General features: G+C 62.5%; 22 protein-coding genes and 1 tRNA gene. 8 read left to right on the forward strand and 15 right to left on the reverse strand.

Annotated elements, in window-relative coordinates; all coding sequences use genetic code 11:
- Positions 1-16 precede the first annotated feature (16 nt).
- From D0550_RS02760 to D0550_RS02770, 3 genes are read right to left on the reverse strand one after another with little or no spacing between them, the layout of a single operon-like run.
- On the reverse strand, positions 17-787 hold the full coding sequence (locus tag D0550_RS02760; protein ID WP_116807573.1) for a uroporphyrinogen-III synthase: 771 nt from the start codon (positions 785-787) through the stop codon (positions 17-19).
- On the reverse strand, positions 784-1719 hold the full coding sequence (gene hemC / locus D0550_RS02765; protein ID WP_161965622.1) for a hydroxymethylbilane synthase: 936 nt from the start codon (positions 1717-1719) through the stop codon (positions 784-786). Before hemC ends, D0550_RS02760 begins: the two co-directional genes overlap by 4 nt.
- Before the next feature lie 37 nt (positions 1720-1756).
- Positions 1757-2866, reverse strand: coding sequence for an AI-2E family transporter (locus D0550_RS02770; protein WP_116807575.1), 1110 nt, complete (start codon positions 2864-2866; stop codon positions 1757-1759).
- Positions 2867-2978: 112 nt separating this feature from the next.
- Here D0550_RS02770 and D0550_RS02775 point away from each other — a divergent pair, with 112 nt between their 5' ends.
- From D0550_RS02775 to D0550_RS02785, 3 genes are read left to right on the forward strand one after another with little or no spacing between them, the layout of a single operon-like run.
- Positions 2979-3290, forward strand: a complete 312-nt coding sequence (locus D0550_RS02775) for an ElaB/YgaM/YqjD family protein (RefSeq protein WP_116807576.1) — start codon at positions 2979-2981, stop codon at positions 3288-3290.
- 26 nt (positions 3291-3316) lie between these two features.
- Entirely contained in the window at positions 3317-3763 is a 447-nt protein-coding gene (locus tag D0550_RS02780) for a phage holin family protein (RefSeq protein WP_116807577.1), read from the forward strand.
- An 8-nt stretch (positions 3764-3771) separates the two neighbouring features.
- On the forward strand, positions 3772-4065 hold the full coding sequence (locus tag D0550_RS02785; protein WP_116807578.1) for a YqjK family protein: 294 nt from the start codon (positions 3772-3774) through the stop codon (positions 4063-4065).
- A 13-nt stretch (positions 4066-4078) separates the two neighbouring features.
- Here D0550_RS02785 and D0550_RS02790 read toward each other — a convergent pair whose 3' ends face one another.
- The 7 genes from D0550_RS02790 to D0550_RS02820 form a co-directional block, all read right to left on the reverse strand.
- Positions 4079-4819, reverse strand: a complete 741-nt coding sequence (locus D0550_RS02790) for a LytR/AlgR family response regulator transcription factor (RefSeq protein WP_116807579.1) — start codon at positions 4817-4819, stop codon at positions 4079-4081.
- Positions 4820-4840: 21 nt separating this feature from the next.
- Complete coding sequence (locus D0550_RS02795) at positions 4841-5959, reverse strand: sensor histidine kinase (protein ID WP_161965607.1); 1119 nt, start codon at positions 5957-5959, stop codon at positions 4841-4843.
- A 10-nt stretch (positions 5960-5969) separates the two neighbouring features.
- Entirely contained in the window at positions 5970-6881 is a 912-nt protein-coding gene (locus tag D0550_RS02800; RefSeq protein ID WP_206606056.1) for an NAD(P)-dependent oxidoreductase, read from the reverse strand.
- Positions 6872-7321, reverse strand: coding sequence for a DUF4124 domain-containing protein (locus tag D0550_RS02805; RefSeq protein WP_116807581.1), 450 nt, complete (start codon positions 7319-7321; stop codon positions 6872-6874). The genes D0550_RS02800 and D0550_RS02805 overlap by 10 nt, the downstream gene beginning before the upstream one ends.
- Positions 7322-7339: 18 nt before the next feature.
- Complete coding sequence (locus D0550_RS02810) at positions 7340-7678, reverse strand: P-II family nitrogen regulator (RefSeq protein ID WP_116807582.1); 339 nt, start codon at positions 7676-7678, stop codon at positions 7340-7342.
- Positions 7679-7864: 186 nt separating this feature from the next.
- Positions 7865-9085, reverse strand: a complete 1221-nt coding sequence (locus tag D0550_RS02815; RefSeq protein WP_349770697.1) for an ammonium transporter — start codon at positions 9083-9085, stop codon at positions 7865-7867.
- A 274-nt stretch (positions 9086-9359) separates the two neighbouring features.
- On the reverse strand, positions 9360-9698 hold the full coding sequence (locus D0550_RS02820) for a P-II family nitrogen regulator (protein WP_116807584.1): 339 nt from the start codon (positions 9696-9698) through the stop codon (positions 9360-9362).
- A 319-nt stretch (positions 9699-10017) separates the two neighbouring features.
- On the opposite strand from D0550_RS02820, the gene ubiK reads away from it, so the two are divergent.
- On the forward strand, positions 10018-10260 hold the full coding sequence (ubiK, locus tag D0550_RS02825) for a ubiquinone biosynthesis accessory factor UbiK (RefSeq protein ID WP_116807585.1): 243 nt from the start codon (positions 10018-10020) through the stop codon (positions 10258-10260).
- A gap of 37 nt (positions 10261-10297) precedes the next feature.
- Here the strand turns inward: ubiK and D0550_RS02830 are convergent, their stop codons facing one another.
- Positions 10298-11224, reverse strand: a complete 927-nt coding sequence (locus D0550_RS02830) for a hypothetical protein (protein ID WP_116807586.1) — start codon at positions 11222-11224, stop codon at positions 10298-10300.
- A gap of 329 nt (positions 11225-11553) precedes the next feature.
- Here D0550_RS02830 and D0550_RS02835 point away from each other — a divergent pair, with 329 nt between their 5' ends.
- Positions 11554-13113, forward strand: a complete 1560-nt coding sequence (locus D0550_RS02835) for a YifB family Mg chelatase-like AAA ATPase (protein WP_116807587.1) — start codon at positions 11554-11556, stop codon at positions 13111-13113.
- A gap of 24 nt (positions 13114-13137) precedes the next feature.
- Here D0550_RS02835 and D0550_RS02840 read toward each other — a convergent pair whose 3' ends face one another.
- Positions 13138-13647 carry a c-type cytochrome gene (locus D0550_RS02840; protein ID WP_206606057.1) on the reverse strand — a complete coding sequence of 170 codons (510 nt, stop codon included), beginning with the start codon at positions 13645-13647 and terminating at the stop codon, positions 13138-13140.
- Between the two features lie 268 nt (positions 13648-13915).
- On the opposite strand from D0550_RS02840, the gene D0550_RS02845 reads away from it, so the two are divergent.
- Positions 13916-13992, forward strand: a tRNA-Arg gene (locus D0550_RS02845).
- Positions 13993-14426: 434 nt separating this feature from the next.
- Positions 14427-14612: a hypothetical protein gene (locus D0550_RS02855; RefSeq protein WP_116807749.1), complete on the forward strand. Its 186-nt coding sequence runs from the start codon at positions 14427-14429 to the stop codon at positions 14610-14612.
- A 202-nt stretch (positions 14613-14814) separates the two neighbouring features.
- Here the strand turns inward: D0550_RS02855 and D0550_RS34815 are convergent, their stop codons facing one another.
- The 3 genes from D0550_RS34815 to D0550_RS02865 form a co-directional block, all read right to left on the reverse strand.
- On the reverse strand, positions 14815-14964 hold the full coding sequence (locus D0550_RS34815; RefSeq protein WP_161965608.1) for a hypothetical protein: 150 nt from the start codon (positions 14962-14964) through the stop codon (positions 14815-14817).
- A 110-nt stretch (positions 14965-15074) separates the two neighbouring features.
- The gene (locus D0550_RS02860) at positions 15075-15404 is read right to left on the reverse strand and encodes a hypothetical protein (protein WP_153067010.1); all 330 of its coding nucleotides are present in this window, start codon (positions 15402-15404) and stop codon (positions 15075-15077) included.
- A 31-nt stretch (positions 15405-15435) separates the two neighbouring features.
- Positions 15436-15780 carry a hypothetical protein gene (locus D0550_RS02865; protein WP_206606058.1) on the reverse strand — a complete coding sequence of 115 codons (345 nt, stop codon included), beginning with the start codon at positions 15778-15780 and terminating at the stop codon, positions 15436-15438.
- 364 nt (positions 15781-16144) lie between these two features.
- On the opposite strand from D0550_RS02865, the gene D0550_RS02870 reads away from it, so the two are divergent.
- Positions 16145-16459, forward strand: coding sequence for a hypothetical protein (locus D0550_RS02870; RefSeq protein ID WP_153067011.1), 315 nt, complete (start codon positions 16145-16147; stop codon positions 16457-16459).
- Positions 16460-16461: the final 2 nt, after the last annotated feature.

A 16461-nucleotide genomic window follows, 5' to 3' on the forward strand; every position in this document is an offset into this window, starting at 1 on the left:
ACACGCAGTGCACATTTCAAGCCGCCCGGGCGCGCGTCCTCCAGCGGGCCAAGGCACCAATCATCGAAGCGTCGTCGGCGGCGTTCGCGACCAGCAGCGTCCCGTTCAAACCCGCGGCCTGGGCAGCTTCAGCAATGCGACGGCTGGCGACCAGCAGCGTGGCTTCCTTCAGCAGAGCGCGGCCCCGCTCGGACAGCATTGCAATCAGGTTATGCAATGTTTCAATGCTGGTCGCCGTGACTACGTCGATACCTTCGCTTTGCCAGCGTGTTTCCAGCGCGTCGCGCGAGGCGTCGTCGATCGACGGGCGAACGCGCCGATAGACGTCGAGTGTTGCGACGGTCAAACCGCGCGCAGTGAATGATTCCCGCATCAGCTCGCGGCCGCCCGAGCCGCGCACGATCAGCACTTTCGCGCCGTCGCCCAATGTGACATCGGGGTGCGCCAGCAAAGCCTCGCTGTTGAAGCCGGCCTCGGGAACGATATCGGCGGGCAGGTCGGCTTCTTTCAATGCTGCCGCCGTTGCCTTGCCGATGGCGGCAATGCGTGTCGTCGGGCCCTTTTCGATCAAGTGCGCGCCATGCGCGACCGCGTTGACGCTGGCGAACACGATCAGGTCGTAACCGCTCGCCGGCGCAGCTGCAACCGGTGCGATTTCCACCGCTGGGAATGGGATGGCAATGGCGCCGTGCTGCTGCATCTGTTCGCAAAGCACAGCAGCCTGCGGGGCTGGGCGAGTAACGAGCACCGTGAGCTCGGCCAGCGGCGGCATGACTTTCGGAATCATGGCGACTCCTGCCGCAAGCGCTCGAGCAATTGCTCGGCGCCATCTTTCAACAGCTCTTCAGCAAGCCGCACGCCAATGGCTTGCGCATCGGCGACGCTGCCGATATGCGAGCCGCGATACATCTCACGACCGTCGGGCGAGCCGATGACGCCATGAAGTTGCAACTGACCGCCACTGAGTGTGGCGAATCCGGCGATAGGCGACTGACAGCTGCCTTCGAGCCGCTGTGCGAACGAGCGCTCGGCTGTACAGCATTGCCATGACTGAGTGTCATTCAGCGCGCGCACGTAAGCGAGATTGGTTGCATCGTCGTCACGGCATTCGATGCCGATGATGCCTTGACCCACCGCCGGCACCGATTGCTCCGCACTGAAATATTCGGTGATGCGGCTTTCCAGGCCGAGGCGCAGCAAGCCGGCGGCGGCGAGGATGATGGCGTCGTAATGGTTCTCGTCGAGCTTGCGCAACCGGGTGTCGACGTTGCCGCGCAGAGTGATGAGCTCGAGATCCGGCCGCGCGGATTTCAACTGGCATTGCCGGCGCAAGCTCGACGTGCCGACCCGGGCGCCTTGTGGAAGGCTTGCGAAATCCGGGTAACGCGTAGAAACAAACGCGTCGCGCGGATCGGCACGCGGCAGCATCGCGGCCAGCGTAAATCCCGGCGGCATGTCGCTCGGCACATCCTTCATGGAATGCACGGCGATATCGGCGCGATGCTCCGCCATGGCCAGCTCCAGTTCCTTGATGAACAGGCCTTTGCCACCGATGTCGGCGAGCGGGCGGTCGAGGATGCGGTCGCCTTGCGTGGTCATGGGGACCAGCACCACGTTCAGGCCAGGATGCTTGTTTCTGAGCAGCGCCGCGACGTGCTCGGCCTGCCACAGGGCCAGGCGGCTCTGCCGCGTGGCGATGCGCAATGTATGTTCGGAGATACTCATGACAATTCTATAAATCGGCCTGCCGGGCGAATCATTCCCCCGACACGGCCATGGCTTTTTCCGCGCGCCGCATCTCGAGCCGGAAGCGGATCAGCGCGATGATCAGCGCGAGCACCACCGGCCCGAGGAACAGGCCAATGGCGCCGAAGGAGGCCAGGCCGCCCAGCACGCCGATGAAGACGGTGAGCGTACCAACATTGGCGCGTCCGGAGACCAGCATCGGTCGCACTACATTGTCGACCAGCGAGACCAGCACCGTACCCCAGACCAGCATGAAAATGGTGGCGCCCCACCGTCCCTCGACCGCCAGCACCACTGCTGCCGGCCCCCACACCAGTCCGGTCCCGCCGAACGGCAGCAGGCCGACCAGCGCGGCAATCACGCCGAACACGACGGGTGAGGGCAGGCCCACGATCAGGAACGAGATGCCCACCAGCGCTCCCTGAATGAGCGCCGTCAGGCCAGTGCCATACACCATGGCGCGCGTCACTGCAGCCAGATGGTCGAACAGCTTGGCCTTGTATGGCTCGGCCATCGGGATCAGCTCGCGCGCGGTCTGCAGCATCTCGCCGCCGTCGCGGATGAAAAAGAACAGCATGAACTGCATCAGCACGAAGCCGACCACCGTGCCGACCGCGCCCAGAAACACCTTGCCGGTCAGCGACGCCAGCGTTTGCAGCGCCTCGCGAGAGGCCTGCGTGAACCAGCTCTGCAGCTGCGCCAGATCCACGTCGAAAGTGCTGTTGAGCCAGTCGAGGCCCTGGCGCACCCAGGGAACATTCGCCAGATTCAACACGTTGCCAGTTGTCTGGCCGGCAACTTTGTTCTGCACGATCTGCAGCAGGTCGCCGACCTGCGCCGCGAAGGCCGCGCTCAGCGCGGTCAACGGACCGATGATGACGACGAATGTGAGAACGGTCAGCAATGCCGCCGACCATTGGGGTTTGCCACGCAACCGGGCGGCCAGCCGCACATGCAGCGGATGAAGCAGAAATGCAATGAAGATCGCCCACAGCAGCGGGCCCAGAAAGGGCTGGACGATCTTGAACAAGGCCAGGCCCAGCACCAGGCACGTCGCCAGGGCGAACGTGCGCGCGTAGAACCGATCTTTCACCGGTGCGACGCGTGGCGGTTGAGTCATGGGCAGTCCATTCCGTGTGGCCGCGGGCCCGCGGCAATGTCGCCATGCTAGCACCGCCGCGCGCTCACCGGTTTGCTACCATCTGCAGCTTGCAGCTCGAGAGGAACGACTCATGAATGCCCAAGTAGACGTGACTACCGATCAACTGGTCGCCGACTTGAAAACCGTCATGGAGGATGCCGAGGCGCTGCTCAAGGCCACCTCGACGCTCACTGGCGAGAAGATCCAGGAAGTGCGCGAGCGCGCTGAGGAGTCGTTGCGCCAGGCCAAGGTGCGCTTGGGCGAAGTCGAGGAAGAGGCGATGCGCCGCGCGCGTGAGATCGCCGACGCCGCCGACGAGTACGTGCACGAGAATCCGTGGCAGTCGGTCGGCATCGCCGCCGGCATCGGCCTGGTGTTGGGGCTGCTGCTCGCCCGTCGCTGATCGCGCAGCTCGCGAGTCGAATCGCCATGGCAGTGGAAACGCACGATCCGCACATCAACGCTCGTAGCGCGCACGCACGGAGCACGGCAGACGGTCCGCGGCCGGTCCACGGTCTGTTTCAGTCGCTCAACAATTTCCTGGCGACGTTCGTCGCCATCGTGCACACGCGACTGGAGCTGCTGACCACCGAGCTGCAGGAAGAGGTGCGGCAGGTCGGCGCCATTCTGCTGTGGGCGTTCGTGGCCGCGTTCGCGGCGATGATGGGATTGTTCCTGGTCGCGCTGGCGGTGATCTTCGTGTTCTGGGATACGCACCGCCTGGCCGCGTCGGTGGCCATGGTCGGAATGTTCATCGTGGTGGCTGTGGTGGCGGGATTGATTCTGCGACACAAGCTGGTGACCAAGCCGCCGTTGCTGGACGATACCCTGGCGGAGCTCGCCAGGGATCGGGATCAACTGAAGGCTCGTCTGTAAGTAGCGCCGTGAGCAGCGAACGTTTCCATCAGTTGGCCACCAAACATTCCAACCTGCGATTGCGCGCAGCCGTGCAGCGTCGCCAGTTGGGCTCGTCCATGAATGAGATCGAGCATCATCTGAGCGGTCTGGATCGGGGCGTCGCCGCGGCCCAGCGACTGGTGAAGAATCCGGCGGTGCTGATCGGCAGTGTGGCGGTAGTTGCGTTGATCGGGCCCAAGCGGCTGATGCGCTGGGTGAGCCGGGGTGCGCTGATTTATTCCACGGCGCGACGCTTCATTCGCCTGCGCCAGCAGGGGTGACAGCGGCGCGCAGTCAGTGGCTCTCGCCGCGAATCCGTCGCAGCAGCTCGGAAGCATGGCGCCGGCTGACTTCCAGCACGTCGCCACATTCACGAACTCGCACCACATATTGGCCTGAATCCGTGCGCTCGACGGCGGAAATGTATTTTTCCGCGATCAAAGCGTTGCGATGGATGCGCAGGAAGTCGGGCGCGAACTCTTCGGCCAGTGCCTTGAGGGATTCGTCGATCAGGCTCTCACCGCCCCGGTGGCGCACCGTCACGTACTTCTGATCGGCGTTGAAATAGTAAATATCCTGCAACGGGATCAGCTTGAGGGTTTCGCCCAGTCGCGCGCAGATCTGTTCGCGACGATGCTCGATCCGTGCGGTCTCGGCGACCTTGATCAGCCGGTTCGGAGAAACGCGTGACGCGTGACGCAAGGCGTGCGCGAGCTTTTCCTTGCGCACCGGTTTGAGCAGATACCCGACCGCTTCGGTCTCGAACGCTTCCACCGCGTACTGATCGTAGGCCGTGGTGAAGATCACCGCCGGCGGGTCTTCCAGCGAATCGATGTGGCGCGCGACCTGAATGCCGGACAGGCCGGGCATGCGCACGTCGAGCAACACGACGTCGGGACGCAGCTCGCCGCACGTGGCTAGTGCTTGCTCGCCGTTGTCGGCCTCGCCGACGACTTCGCAGTCCTCGATTTCTTCCAGCAGTCGCCGCAACCGTTCCCGGGCGGGCGACTCGTCATCGACAATTAACAGACGCATCTGTTTTGGTTACCGTCCCCGCTAGCCGCTTACCATATCGTCGCCAGCATACGGAAAGATCAGCCGGGCGCAAAATTCCCCATCCCGCTGCTCGGTCTCGATCCTGGCGCGACCGGGCCAGGCCAGCTCCAGGCGCTGCCGGATGTTCTCCAGCGCCATGCGGTTGCCCTCGCGATTGGCGTAGCCGGTCTGGGCCAGGATGGGATTGCGCACTTCGATGTGCACCTGATCGTTCTGGCGTCGGCCGACGATAGAGACCTCGCCACCGCGCGGCAAGGTCTCGACCCCGTGATACACGGCGTTCTCGAGCAGCGGTTGCACGATCAGGCTCGGCACCATCGTGCGCATCGGCAACTGATCCACGTCCCAGTGCACGGTGAGGCGATCGCCCAGGCGCAGCTGCTCGATGCGTTGATGAGTGCGCGCGATCTCCAACTCGTCCTTCAGCGGAATGCGGGCGCTGGCATCGCTGAGACTGGCGCGAAACAAATCGGCGAGGTCTTCGACGGCCTGCTCGGCGCGCTCCGGGCTGGAGCGGGTCAGCGCCGCGATGGTGTTCATGCTGTTGAACAGGAAGTGCGGACGAATGCGGGCTTGCAAGGCGCGGATACGGGCGAGCGCTTCCTGCTCGATGCTGCGTTTCCATTCGGCGCTGACATAGAAATAGCGCAGCGCCAGCGCGCTCACGATAAAGCCCACCAGCACATTTCTCAGCACGAAGCCGGTGTGATCGCGCGGGAAGAAGCCTGGACCGGTGTCACTGATGAAGTCGCCGGTCCACATGCGTCCGACCTGAAACGCGGCCTCGGACACCATGCCGATGGTGACGACCAGCATCGCAATCGTAATCATCCCGGCGCGCGCCGGGGGCATCGTTTGCAGCCACGCTCGCGAGCGACACAGCACGGCGGAGCTGGTGAGCCCGATCCACAGAAGAAACATCGAGCTGCCGGCCAGGTCGGTCCAGAAGTTGTCGTGCAGCGCCTGTCGCGCGAGCGCGATCACCAGCGCCACCAGCTCGGCGATCAGCACCACCACCAATACGGCCGGCGAGGCGCAAAAATCCGGCAGGAAGAACGTCGGCGCCTTGGCGGCGGGCGAGGGCGACGTGGCGCGAAGGTCGGAGACGGACGCCGCCATGGCCAAACGGTTAGGGTTTGTTTTTCGACGTAGCGCTGTCCCGGGCCGCGGCGAACAGCGCGTCCTTGAGCCGGAACAGGGTTGAGATGTCTTCATCGCCGTGCCCTTGCTCGATCAGGCGCCGGTAATGAACCAGCGTCATTTCGATCAACGGCAACTGCACGCCGTGGCGGGCGGCCATGGCGCGGCAGATCTTCAAATCTTTCTCATGCAGCTTTACGCGGAAGCCCGCGGGGTAGCTGTCGCGCAGGATGTTCGGCGCGCGATTGACGAAGTACCAGCTGGAGCCAGCGCCTTTGCCGAGCGTGTCGATGAGCCGATCGAGCGGCAGATCCTCGGACTTGGCGAATGCCATGGCTTCGGCGACCGCCTGGATTACGCCGGCACACATGATCTGATTCGTTGCCTTGGCCGCCTGGCCGGAGCCGCTGGCACCGAAGTGGGTGACTGCCTTGCCCATCGCCTGCAACACGGGTTGCGCGCGCTCGAACGCCTTTTCATCGCCGCCGACCATGACTGCGAGCGTGCCATCGCGCGCACCTTCGGTGCCGCCGCTGACGGGCGCATCGAGAAACTGCGCGCCGGCCTTGTGCAGCCGATGAGCTGCGGTTCGTGCCGTGTCGGCGCTGATGGTGGAGCAGTCGATGACGATCGTATCGGGCTTGATGACTGGCAGCAGCTCATCGATCACCGCGAGCACATCCGCATCGGCGGACACGCAAGTGACGATGACATCGCACAGCGGCGCGAGATCGGCGAGTTTGCTGACGGCCTTGCAGCCGGTCTCCTGCGCGAGCGCGGTGGCTTTTTCAGCCGTGCGATTCCATGCGGCGCTCAGCAGTCCCTGCTTGTGCAGGTTGCGCGCCATGCCCAGGCCCATCGCGCCCAGGCCGACGAATCCAGCTCGCAGGGTCACTGACACAGCACATCCATGGAAGCTTTGGCCGAGGCGCGTGCGGCATCGAGCTCGGCGTCGCTCAGGTAACGGCGCTCGCCGTCCTTGCCTTGTTCAAACAGCTTGGGCGAATTCATGTAGCGATCGTAACGCTCGCGCGCTTTGACGCAACGGTCGGCTTTGTCTTTGGCGGTGGTCTCGGCCGCGGCCCGCTGGTCGGCCAGGGAATTGCCGGCTGCCGGTGGCGGCGTGGTGTTGGCCCTGATGACCTCTTGCGAGCGTTCCTGGGCGGCGACCACGTCGGTGCGCTGAGACTGCACATTGAGCCGCTCGGCCGGCAGTGACGGCGGCTTGTCGGTGTACTGAGTGTTGCCCTTTTCGTCCGTGTACTTGTAGACATCGGCACCAGCGGTGCCGGCGGCCAGCGATACCGCGGCCAGGGTCAGCAACAAGACGGGTCTGAACATGGCAGTCTCCAACAGCAATTAGATTGCGCGCGCGTCCGTTTCGCCGGTGCGGATGCGGACGGCATGGCCCAGCGGGATCACAAAGATCTTGCCGTCGCCGATCCGGCCGGTATTGGCGACCTGCACGATGGCCTCCAGCACCTGATCGACCCGGTCATCGTCGATCGCCACTTCGATCTTGCACTTGGGCAGGAAGTCGACGACGTACTCGGCACCCCGGTACAGCTCAGTGTGCCCGCGCTGACGGCCGAAACCTTTGACCTCCGTCACCGTTACGCCGGCTACGCCGAGCTCCGATAGCGCCTCCCGCACCTCGTCCACTTTGAAGGGCTTGATGATGGCGACTACCAGTTTCACGCCGCGATCCTATGTAAAGAACGTCGGCAGTCTAACAGCACGACTCTGGAGGAGGGATTAAGACAGTCCCTGTCATGCAGCAGGAATGAGCAGTGGTTCACGTTGTGGGCTACCTGTAAGTAAAGGCCGGCACCAAAGAAAACGGGCGCCGCAGCGCCCGTTTTCACCCCATGCCGTTTCAGGACTTTACAGGTTGTAGCCGCGTTCGTCGTGCAGGGAGAGGTCCAGGCCCACTTCTTCCTGCTCGGCGTTGACCCGCAGGCCGACGATGGCGTCGACGACCTTCAGGATGATGACCGTAGCGATGCCGGTGTACACCAGCGTGAACAGCACGCCCTTGGTCTGCACCCACAGTTGGCTCGCGATGGTCGCGCCTTCTGCCGGGCTCCACACGCCACCCATGCTCGGGAAGGCAAAGATGCCGGTCAGGATGGCGCCAACGATACCGCCGACACAGTGCACGCCGAACACGTCGAGCGAGTCGTCGTAGCCCAACGCGCGCTTCATCTTGGTGGAAGCCAGGAAGCACACCACGCCCGCGACGATACCAATGACCAGTGCGCCGATCGGGCCGACCGTGCCCGCTGCGGGGGTGATGCCGACCAGGCCCGCAACCGCGCCGGAAACGATGCCGAGCAGCGAAGGCTTACCGTGCGACAGCCACTCCGCGAACATCCAGGCGAGCGCCGCGGTGCCGGTGCAGATCTGCGTGACGAGCATCGCCATGCCGGCGCTGGAGCCCGCCGCTACCGCGCTGCCTGCGTTGAAGCCGAACCAGCCGACCCACAGGATGGCGCCGCCGATCATGGTCAAGCCGAGGTTGTGCGGGGCCATGCTGACTGTGCCATAGCCCTTGCGCTTGCCGAGCAGCAGCGCCGCGACCAAACCCGCGATACCCGCATTGATGTGCACGACCGTGCCGCCGGCGAAGTCCAGCACGCCCCAGTCCCACATCAGCGCGCCGTCGCCGCTCCACACCATGTGCACCATCGGCGCGTAGCAAATCGTGAACCACAGCGCCATGAAGATCAGCATGGCCGAGAACTTCATGCGCTCGGCGAAGGCGCCGACGATCAGCGCCGGCGTGATGATTGCGAAGGTCATCTGGAAGGTTGCGAAGACCGACTCGGGAATCGTGCCGGTGAGCGAATCGAGTGTGAGCCCCGCCAACATGATTTTCGCGAACCCGCCGATGAACGAGGACAGGTTGGTGACACCCGCCTCCATGCCGGTGGTGTCGAACGCGAGGCTGTAGCCGTACACCGTCCACAGCACTGTCATCAGGCCGGTGATGGCGAAACATTGCATCAGCACCGACAGAATGTTCTTCGATCGCACCATGCCGGCGTAGAACAGCGCCAGACCCGGGATGGTCATGAACAGCACCAGCACCGTAGAGGTGAGCATCCACGCAGTATCGCCGGAGTCGAGTGTGGGGGCTTCTTCCGCCGGAGCGGCAGCAGCTTCAGCCGGTGCAGCTTCCGCAGCCACGGCGGGTTCCGCGGCCGGAGTATCTTGCGCGAGTGCGATGTCGGGCGCTGCGACTATCGCGAATGCGACGAGCGCGAGACTCCATAGGTAAGTGAGCACGCGGCTCGTTGCCAAGGGTTTTTTCACTGTCATTCTCCTACGCAAGAGATAGATCGTTGTTGCTGCCAGGTGCTGCTATTGGAAACAAATCTCACACTGCCTCGACGCCGGTCTCGCCGGTGCGGATGCGCACGGCTTGAGCGAGGTCGATGACGAAGATCTTGCCGTCGCCGATTTTTCCCGTGCGCGCGACGTTGGTGATGGCCTCGACCACTTGCTCGGCGATCGAATCGTCCACTGCCAGCTCGATCTTGGTTTTGGGCAGGAAATCCACGCGGTACTCGGCTCCGCGATACAACTCGGTGTGACCGCGCTGTCGCCCGAAGCCCTGCACCTCCGTGACCGTGATGCCTTGAACCCCGATATCCGCGACGGCCTGTCGGACGTCATCCAGCTTGAACGGCTTGATGATCGCGGTTATCAACTTCATTGCATTCCGGCTCCGGGTTCATGGGCGCGTGCTCCGGGATCGGTCATGACCAGTCATGACTCGTCGTAGTAATTCCCCGCTTCCCAGGCGCGCCGCATCGGAAATGCATCATCTGTGCCACGAATTCGTGCAAGCAAACCAACGCGGTCGTGGCTGACAACAGGGCGCCGGCGCACTCTGCTGGTGCGAAATTTCCGCCCGATTGCTTCAACTCGGAGCACAATGCGCGCTGGCTGCCCCGTAAGCGTGGAGTGAACGCCACGAACGGGCGATTTTGAGGCTTAATGCCGTCCTCGAATCTGTTTGTCAGGAGTCTGCCGTGGATCCCCGTTCGCTCGATGACCTCGCCCGCCGTCTCGCTTCCGCCGTTCCGCCCGGCGTGGCCGCGTTGCGTCGTGATCTGGAAGAAAACTTCAAGGCAGTGCTGCAGGCCGGCTTGAGCAAACTCGATCTGGTGTCGCGTCAGGAATTCGATGTGCAGGCGGGCGTGCTGCGTCGGACCCGCGAAAAACTCGAGGCGTTGGAAGCTCGCCTCGCCGAGTTGGAAAAGAACAATCAGTAGCCGATCGCCCGGGTCGTTGCGTTTTCTATTGGTTGCTTCAAAACATTCTGCCGATGCCCAGCACGATGATGTCCGTGTCGCGGCTGTTGGTCGTCACGGTGCGATACCACGAGGCGCGGCCGTGCCACTGTCGGCTGAAGTCGTAGCTGAGACTCATCGTCAGCAATCCCAGCGTGTTGGTGCTGATGTCGTCGTCACGCGCGACATAGGCACCGGCGCCGAGGCCGATCATGGCGCGTTGATCGAGGAAGCGGCGTCCAGCCCATAGTTGGGCCGCCAGTCCGCGACGCTTCACGTGCCCGGCTTCGCCTTCATCGATCGCAGTCGCAGTGGCATCGATGTACGGCGTGAGGATACGTCGATATTCGAGCACGCCGGCCGTTCCCATTGGCGATGAGAAATCGTTGACCGTCGTGGAGCCCAGCATGAGCGTCAGCTCGTTGCGCTCCGGCGAGGTGAACCCGAATGAGCGCGGCGGCACCGTGGGTCCGAGGCGATCGCCGGACTCAAACTGATAGCCAAAGCCGAAAAGCAGGGTGTCGGTGCTGATGCTGCTCGAAACTTCGGCGCGGTTGTAACGCATCTGCAGGATCCACGGCGCGAGCGCGTACCAATGCACGGCGGCGCTGTAGAGCACGCCGAAGCCGTGCTCGTTGATGGAAGTCGTGGCGGTCGGATGCAGCGTCGTGTCGTAGTAGCGGTAGGGCCCGACGCCGATGGTCGCGTCGAACGTGCGCTCGGAGTTCAGCCATCTGAGCCAGCCCTGCAAGCCGAAGCCGTCGCGATGATGGTCGGTGACGTGACCCTCGTTGAGCCAGGTGAACGAGAGCAGGGCATACTCGGCGACATTGTGTTGGTACACGATGGAATAGGCGTATGAGGTCTCGTCGATCTCCGGCGTGCGCTGTCGGCCGACCAGCCCATACAGTTCCTGGGCGTGGACATTGCCTGCGGCGCAGCACAAGCAGCAGATCGCGAGGAAGATCGACGGCGTCAGCGGCGCGGCACCTGTTGACCTGTTAGCCGGGTCGCGAAGTATCGGGTTGCGCTGACAAAGAGTCATTGTTCGCCGCTCTCGCTACGCGTCTTTCGCCGGCCCGCTACATCGAACGTCTGCTCGCAACGATCGTTCCGCGAGCTCATTTCGCCTACGCAATGCACTAGAAGAACGATCCCTAACCGATTTCTTGCGTCGCTGCGCTTCGATTGCGTGGCGATAGCGCGTTTTATCTGGCGTGACGCGTGCGACCTTCCTGAAACAATCGAGAAACGTTTCTTTGTGGAGGGCCGAGGATGGCGATGGCGACTGTCTTGAGTCGCGCACAACACGGAATGGAAGCGCCGCAGGTGCGCGTTGAAATCGATCTCGGTGGCGGCTTGCCGCGATTCGCGATCGTCGGCCTCGCCGAGGCGGTGGTGAAGGAAAGTCGCGACCGCGTCCGCGCGGCGATCACGAACTGCAACTTCGCCTGGCCGGAAGGTCGCGTCACCGCGAATCTATCTCCGGCGGATTTGCCCAAGGACGGTGGGCGCTACGATCTTCCTATCGCGCTCGGCATCTTGCTCGCGTCAGGTCAGTTGCCCGCCGATTCGCTGCGCGAATGTGAGTTTTACGGCGAGCTGTCGCTCGGCGGCGAGGTGCAATCGATGCAAGGCGTGCTGCTCGCGGCTGTCGCGGCCACGCGCGCCAAACATTCCATCTTCGTGCCGCGTGCGAACGTTGCCGAGGCGGCCCTGGTGACCGGCTGCCGAATCGCCATCGCGTCCAGTTTGCCCGATGTGGTTGCTCACGCCACCGGCAAGGCGCCGCTGTATTTCATCACCGGTGCCGCACCCGACGATGAGGGTCGCGGCCTCGATGCCGATCTGTGTGAAGTTCGCGGCCAGGAAACGGCGAAGCGCGCTTTGGAAATCGCCGCCGCCGGTGCGCACTCGTTGCTTTTCATTGGCCCGCCCGGCACTGGCAAAAGCATGCTCGCGCAACGTTTACCTGGCCTGCTTCCACCGATGAGCGAAGACGAAGCGCTGGAGGTGGCCGCGGTTCGCAGCGTGGCGCGGCTCCCCATAGATACATCGCGCTGGCGAACTCGGCCGTTTCGCACGCCTCATCATTCCGCGTCCTCGGTCGCCCTGGTCGGCGGCGGCTCGCGGCCGCGACCGGGCGAAATCTCACTCGCACACCACGGCGTTCTGTTTTTGGATGAGTTGCCCGAGTACGAGCGCACCGCTCTCGAAGTCTTGCGCGAGCCGCTGGAGACCGGCGTCATCACGATTTCTCGAGCTGCCCAACAGGCGGAATTCCCGGCGTCCTTTCAATTCGTCGCGGCGATGAATCCTTGTCCGTGCGGCTATCTGGGCGATGAGCGCGGCACCTGTCATTGCACCTCGGAGCAGGTGCGTAAGTACAGAAATCGCCTGTCCGGTCCGCTGATCGATCGTCTCGATTTGCACGTTGAGGTGCTCCGCGTGCCACACGAAGTCCTGCGTGCGGATGACGCGGGTGCAGAGACCAGTGCTGTCGTTGCTGCGCGCGTCGCCAACACTCGCCAGCTACAGCTCAAACGGCAAGGCTGTCCGAATGCGCGCTTGAAGGGGCGGGATATCGAGCGGGTCTGTCGTCCTACTGCCCGCGGGCGGCAGCTGCTGGACCGCGCATCGAACAAGTTGGGGTTTTCCGCGCGCGCCTATCACCGGGTGCTGAAGGTAGCGCGGACGATTGCCGATCTCGGCGGCGCGCCGACGGTAGACACGGCGCACGTCAGCGAGGCGATGATGCTGCGGAAACTGGATCGCTCGCCGGCGGGTGCCGGCGGCGATGCGAGAAGCGGAGCGGGGGAGAGGTCGCCGCGTTGATCGCAGCGACCTCAAAAGGCAGGCTTACTTCGAGCCGGAGACCATGTAGTCGACCGCATTCATGATCGACTTGTCGGCCAGATCCGCGCGGCCACCCTTCGGCGGCATGAAGCCGGCGCTGCCCTGGAAGCCTTCGATCGAATGCTTGTGCAGGGTGTCCATGCCCTTGGCGATACGCGGCGCCCAGGCGGCCTTGTCGCCGTACTTCGGCGCGCCGGCCACGCCGGCACCGTGACAGGCCATGCAGGCCATGTTGAACACTTCCTCGCCACCCAATTCCTTGGCTGGCTCTGCGGCCGCGGCCTGAACCGGCGCCAGCGCCGAATTGTCCTGACCCGCAATCGCCACCTTGGCCACCGGCGCAATGCGCTCGGCCACCACGGCCTGGTTGACCGGGTCGGTGATCACATGCTGTTCCTGCGTACCGGACGCGACGATGCGCGCCAACACATATAGAAGGATGGCAATGCCGATCAAAATGCCGAGTACCAGCATGAAGGTGTCAAAGAACTTTCTATCGTGCTCGGCGCTCACTTCGGCTCCAACAACAGGCTACAGGGGCGGGAAAGCCACATGGCAAAACGGCGCGCAGTATAGCGGCGTCGCCGTTCCCGATAAACTCAGCAGGCTAAGTCTTTGATTGGGCGCTGATTCCAGCCTTGGGTGTTGGGCCGGCCGCCCAGGCCGGCTATGATTCGCGCCCCACCCGCCGGGTCCGATTCAATCGGCCCAGCCTCATGGCGGGGTCTGCAAGGTGCTAAGTCTCAGCCCGGGTAGGCTGGTACACTGCGTCCTTCCGCACGCGCCCGTAGCTCAGTTGGATAGAGTATCGGTTTCCGAAGCCGAGGGTCACTGGTTCGAATCCAGTCGGGCGCGCCATTCTTCATCGAAACTTTTGAAGGGAAGCCCGCACTTCGCCTCCTTCTCCTTCAGCTCGAGCTTCAGATTTCCAGTTCACGGAGACGTTGATTGCGTTGTGGACGGCTGAGGTGTTTCGCGAAGCCCACCTCGCAGACTCCCGGCGGCTATAACCGCGCCCACCACAAGCAGCAGAGTCACGCCGAGCAACATGTACCGGCCGATCGTTCGCCGATGGGCGAGTGGCAATGTCCGCTGCGCCATGCAGCGCAGACCGACGGCGATGACGTGCGCGCCCGCAATGATGAGCACCGCGGTCGCCGCTGCAACACCGGAGAGATTTGTGGTAAACGGTAGTGTCATTGCGCCCCCGGTCGCCTCCATTTAAAGCTCTGACGGACAAAAATCACAGGATTGGTAATGTGATGGACATCCGGCCCCGTGAGGTAGAGTTCATGACTGCCTGTGAAGAGGCCGAGCGAGCCGGTATCGACCTGAGCCTCATCGAGGTCAGTCTGGGCTACTCCTACGACAAGCGCGCCCTACAGCATCAGGCCGCGCTCGAACTTGCGTTGGAGCTAGAACGGGTAGGACGTCAGCTACGTGGTGCAACTGAACCAATTGATCGAACGCCTGAGTGATGCAGGCATTGACTTTGTCGTCGTGGGCGGCTGAAGCCGAGACATCGATTCTCGAGCCCCAAACTCTCATTTCTGGATAACCCAGAGCCAGGGGTCGCACTCAAAAATCTGTATTTGGAGACCGAACTGGGTCCAATCGATCTACTGGGTTCCATCAAAGGAGTGGGCGATTTCCAGTGTGTGCATGACGCTTCGATAGAAGTCAGTCTCCGCTCATGAGCACCGCCATCGCAGAGGCCGAGCGCGCCGGTATCGACATGAGCCTGGTCGAAACGAGCTCGACCAGCTGATTGAGCGTCTGTGCGACGCGAAGATCGACTTCGCGATTGTCGACGACGTAAGTGAATTCCAAGCGGTGCGGGCCGCGTCGATCGAGATTGAGCTATTTGGGCGATCGTGCCGTGTGCTCTCGGTCGAAGGTCTGACGGCCGGTCGTACGACGAGCGCGGCCGCCGGGAGTTGTCACATGATCACGGCTATCGCTTGCGCATATCCACACGCTGTGGCGTTCGAGGTATGCACAGTTACCGCAATATTTCCTTTGGTTCTGGATGTGAGCAGCACCGCGAACGTTTCCATGGCGCCGGCGCTGTCGCGCGGAATGGCGAACCAGTCGCCGGGGCTCGCCGGTGATATGGCCGTGACGCCGCTCAGGCGGAAGAAGATGCAGTCCAGCGTTTCATGGTTGGGCTGAATCTGACTTACAACAGCGGTATAGGTGGCGCTCGCTGCAGGGATCGAGGTCAAGCCAGCGAGAATAGCCACACCAGTGGCGAGTAGACGTCGATTCATACTCGTGCTCCTGTGAGTTCCGACAGCGGCGTCACTCGACGATCGAAAAATACGAGAGTGTCTCGGAAATGTTGGGCTGATCGGTGCAGTTGCCCGTTCCATAGAATATGACGGTCGCGCCCTGGGACTTTGCTGCAAGCAGTCCCGCAAGATATTCCTTGGCGCGAGGCCGGTTGAACGAAAAGGAATAATAGTTTCCGTTCGAGCCGTGACAGCCCGGCGGATTGAGGACGCCGCCGGTTGGGTAGACGTACACCAGACTTTCGGAAATCAAAAGCTCCTTGATGGTGGCCCTGGTCGTACTGGCAGAGGCTGCGCTCGATAGCGCGAGCGCGAGAATGCAGGTCACCGAAAGATTCCGTTTTGCGATCGTCATGATTGCTTCCAGTATTTTTGTATCGATGTGGGCCCGAGTCACGCGCAAGCAGGTGGGATGGATGCGTCTTGGCCGCTCATCACCGTCCCTGATTGTTTGTTTATTGTCACAGGCTCGCAGTATCAACCGGGGTCTGTCAATCCGCCTGGCGCAGAGATGATTGGTCAAAACCCTGAATCTTCCTGCCTGCTGTTGACAGGATAACGGCGATGCGTAAATGCTTGCGTCAAGAGCCCGCAATGAGCGGTCCAAGCGGATTCGCGCGCAAATCATCTGCGCGGCAAGGAAGTAAAGCGGCCATCTGTTTTTGTCACAACGATGAATCCGCAATCTGATGCGTCAAGGAAAGATCAGGGAGATCCACATGGTTACCAAGAAAGCGTTTGTCGTCGCTGCCGGGCTGTTGGTCGCGAGCAATGCGTTGGCGGCGAAGTATTGCGATGAGCGTATTGAGTCGACCATCCTGAATGCCAACGGCAATGTCTATTTCAAATCAGCCAGCTGCCATCAGAACTGGTGTCAGGTGAATTGGGGCGATGCCCGGAACAAGAATGCTCTCGCGCTGCTGCTCACCGCGCAAACAACGGAGAAAGTGGTGAGATTCTATTGGCCCGATCTGACTTCCTGCGCCCAACAGAATATTGCTCTGGCGTCGCCAGAATCGATGGAGATGCTTTGAAT

The sequence above is a fragment of the Steroidobacter cummioxidans genome (assembly GCF_003104955.1).

Coding starts and splice junctions, on each gene's coding strand:
- D0550_RS02760 (WP_116807573.1), bottom strand. CDS start 787: ATGATTCCGAAAGTCATGCCGCCGCTGGCCGAGCTCACGGTGCTCGTT.
- D0550_RS02770 (WP_116807575.1), bottom strand. CDS start 2,866: ATGACTCAACCGCCACGCGTCGCACCGGTGAAAGATCGGTTCTACGCG.
- D0550_RS02775 (WP_116807576.1), top strand. CDS start 2,979: ATGAATGCCCAAGTAGACGTGACTACCGATCAACTGGTCGCCGACTTG.
- D0550_RS02780 (WP_116807577.1), top strand. CDS start 3,317: ATGGCAGTGGAAACGCACGATCCGCACATCAACGCTCGTAGCGCGCAC.
- D0550_RS02790 (WP_116807579.1), bottom strand. CDS start 4,819: ATGCGTCTGTTAATTGTCGATGACGAGTCGCCCGCCCGGGAACGGTTG.
- D0550_RS02795 (WP_161965607.1), bottom strand. CDS start 5,959: ATGGCGGCGTCCGTCTCCGACCTTCGCGCCACGTCGCCCTCGCCCGCC.
- D0550_RS02805 (WP_116807581.1), bottom strand. CDS start 7,321: ATGTTCAGACCCGTCTTGTTGCTGACCCTGGCCGCGGTATCGCTGGCC.
- D0550_RS02815 (WP_349770697.1), bottom strand. CDS start 9,085: ATGCTCACCTCTACGGTGCTGGTGCTGTTCATGACCATCCCGGGTCTG.
- D0550_RS02820 (WP_116807584.1), bottom strand. CDS start 9,698: ATGAAGTTGATAACCGCGATCATCAAGCCGTTCAAGCTGGATGACGTC.
- D0550_RS02835 (WP_116807587.1), top strand. CDS start 11,554: ATGGCGATGGCGACTGTCTTGAGTCGCGCACAACACGGAATGGAAGCG.
- D0550_RS02855 (WP_116807749.1), top strand. CDS start 14,427: ATGACTGCCTGTGAAGAGGCCGAGCGAGCCGGTATCGACCTGAGCCTC.
- D0550_RS02860 (WP_153067010.1), bottom strand. CDS start 15,404: ATGAATCGACGTCTACTCGCCACTGGTGTGGCTATTCTCGCTGGCTTG.
- D0550_RS02865 (WP_206606058.1), bottom strand. CDS start 15,780: ATGACGATCGCAAAACGGAATCTTTCGGTGACCTGCATTCTCGCGCTC.
- D0550_RS02870 (WP_153067011.1), top strand. CDS start 16,145: ATGGTTACCAAGAAAGCGTTTGTCGTCGCTGCCGGGCTGTTGGTCGCG.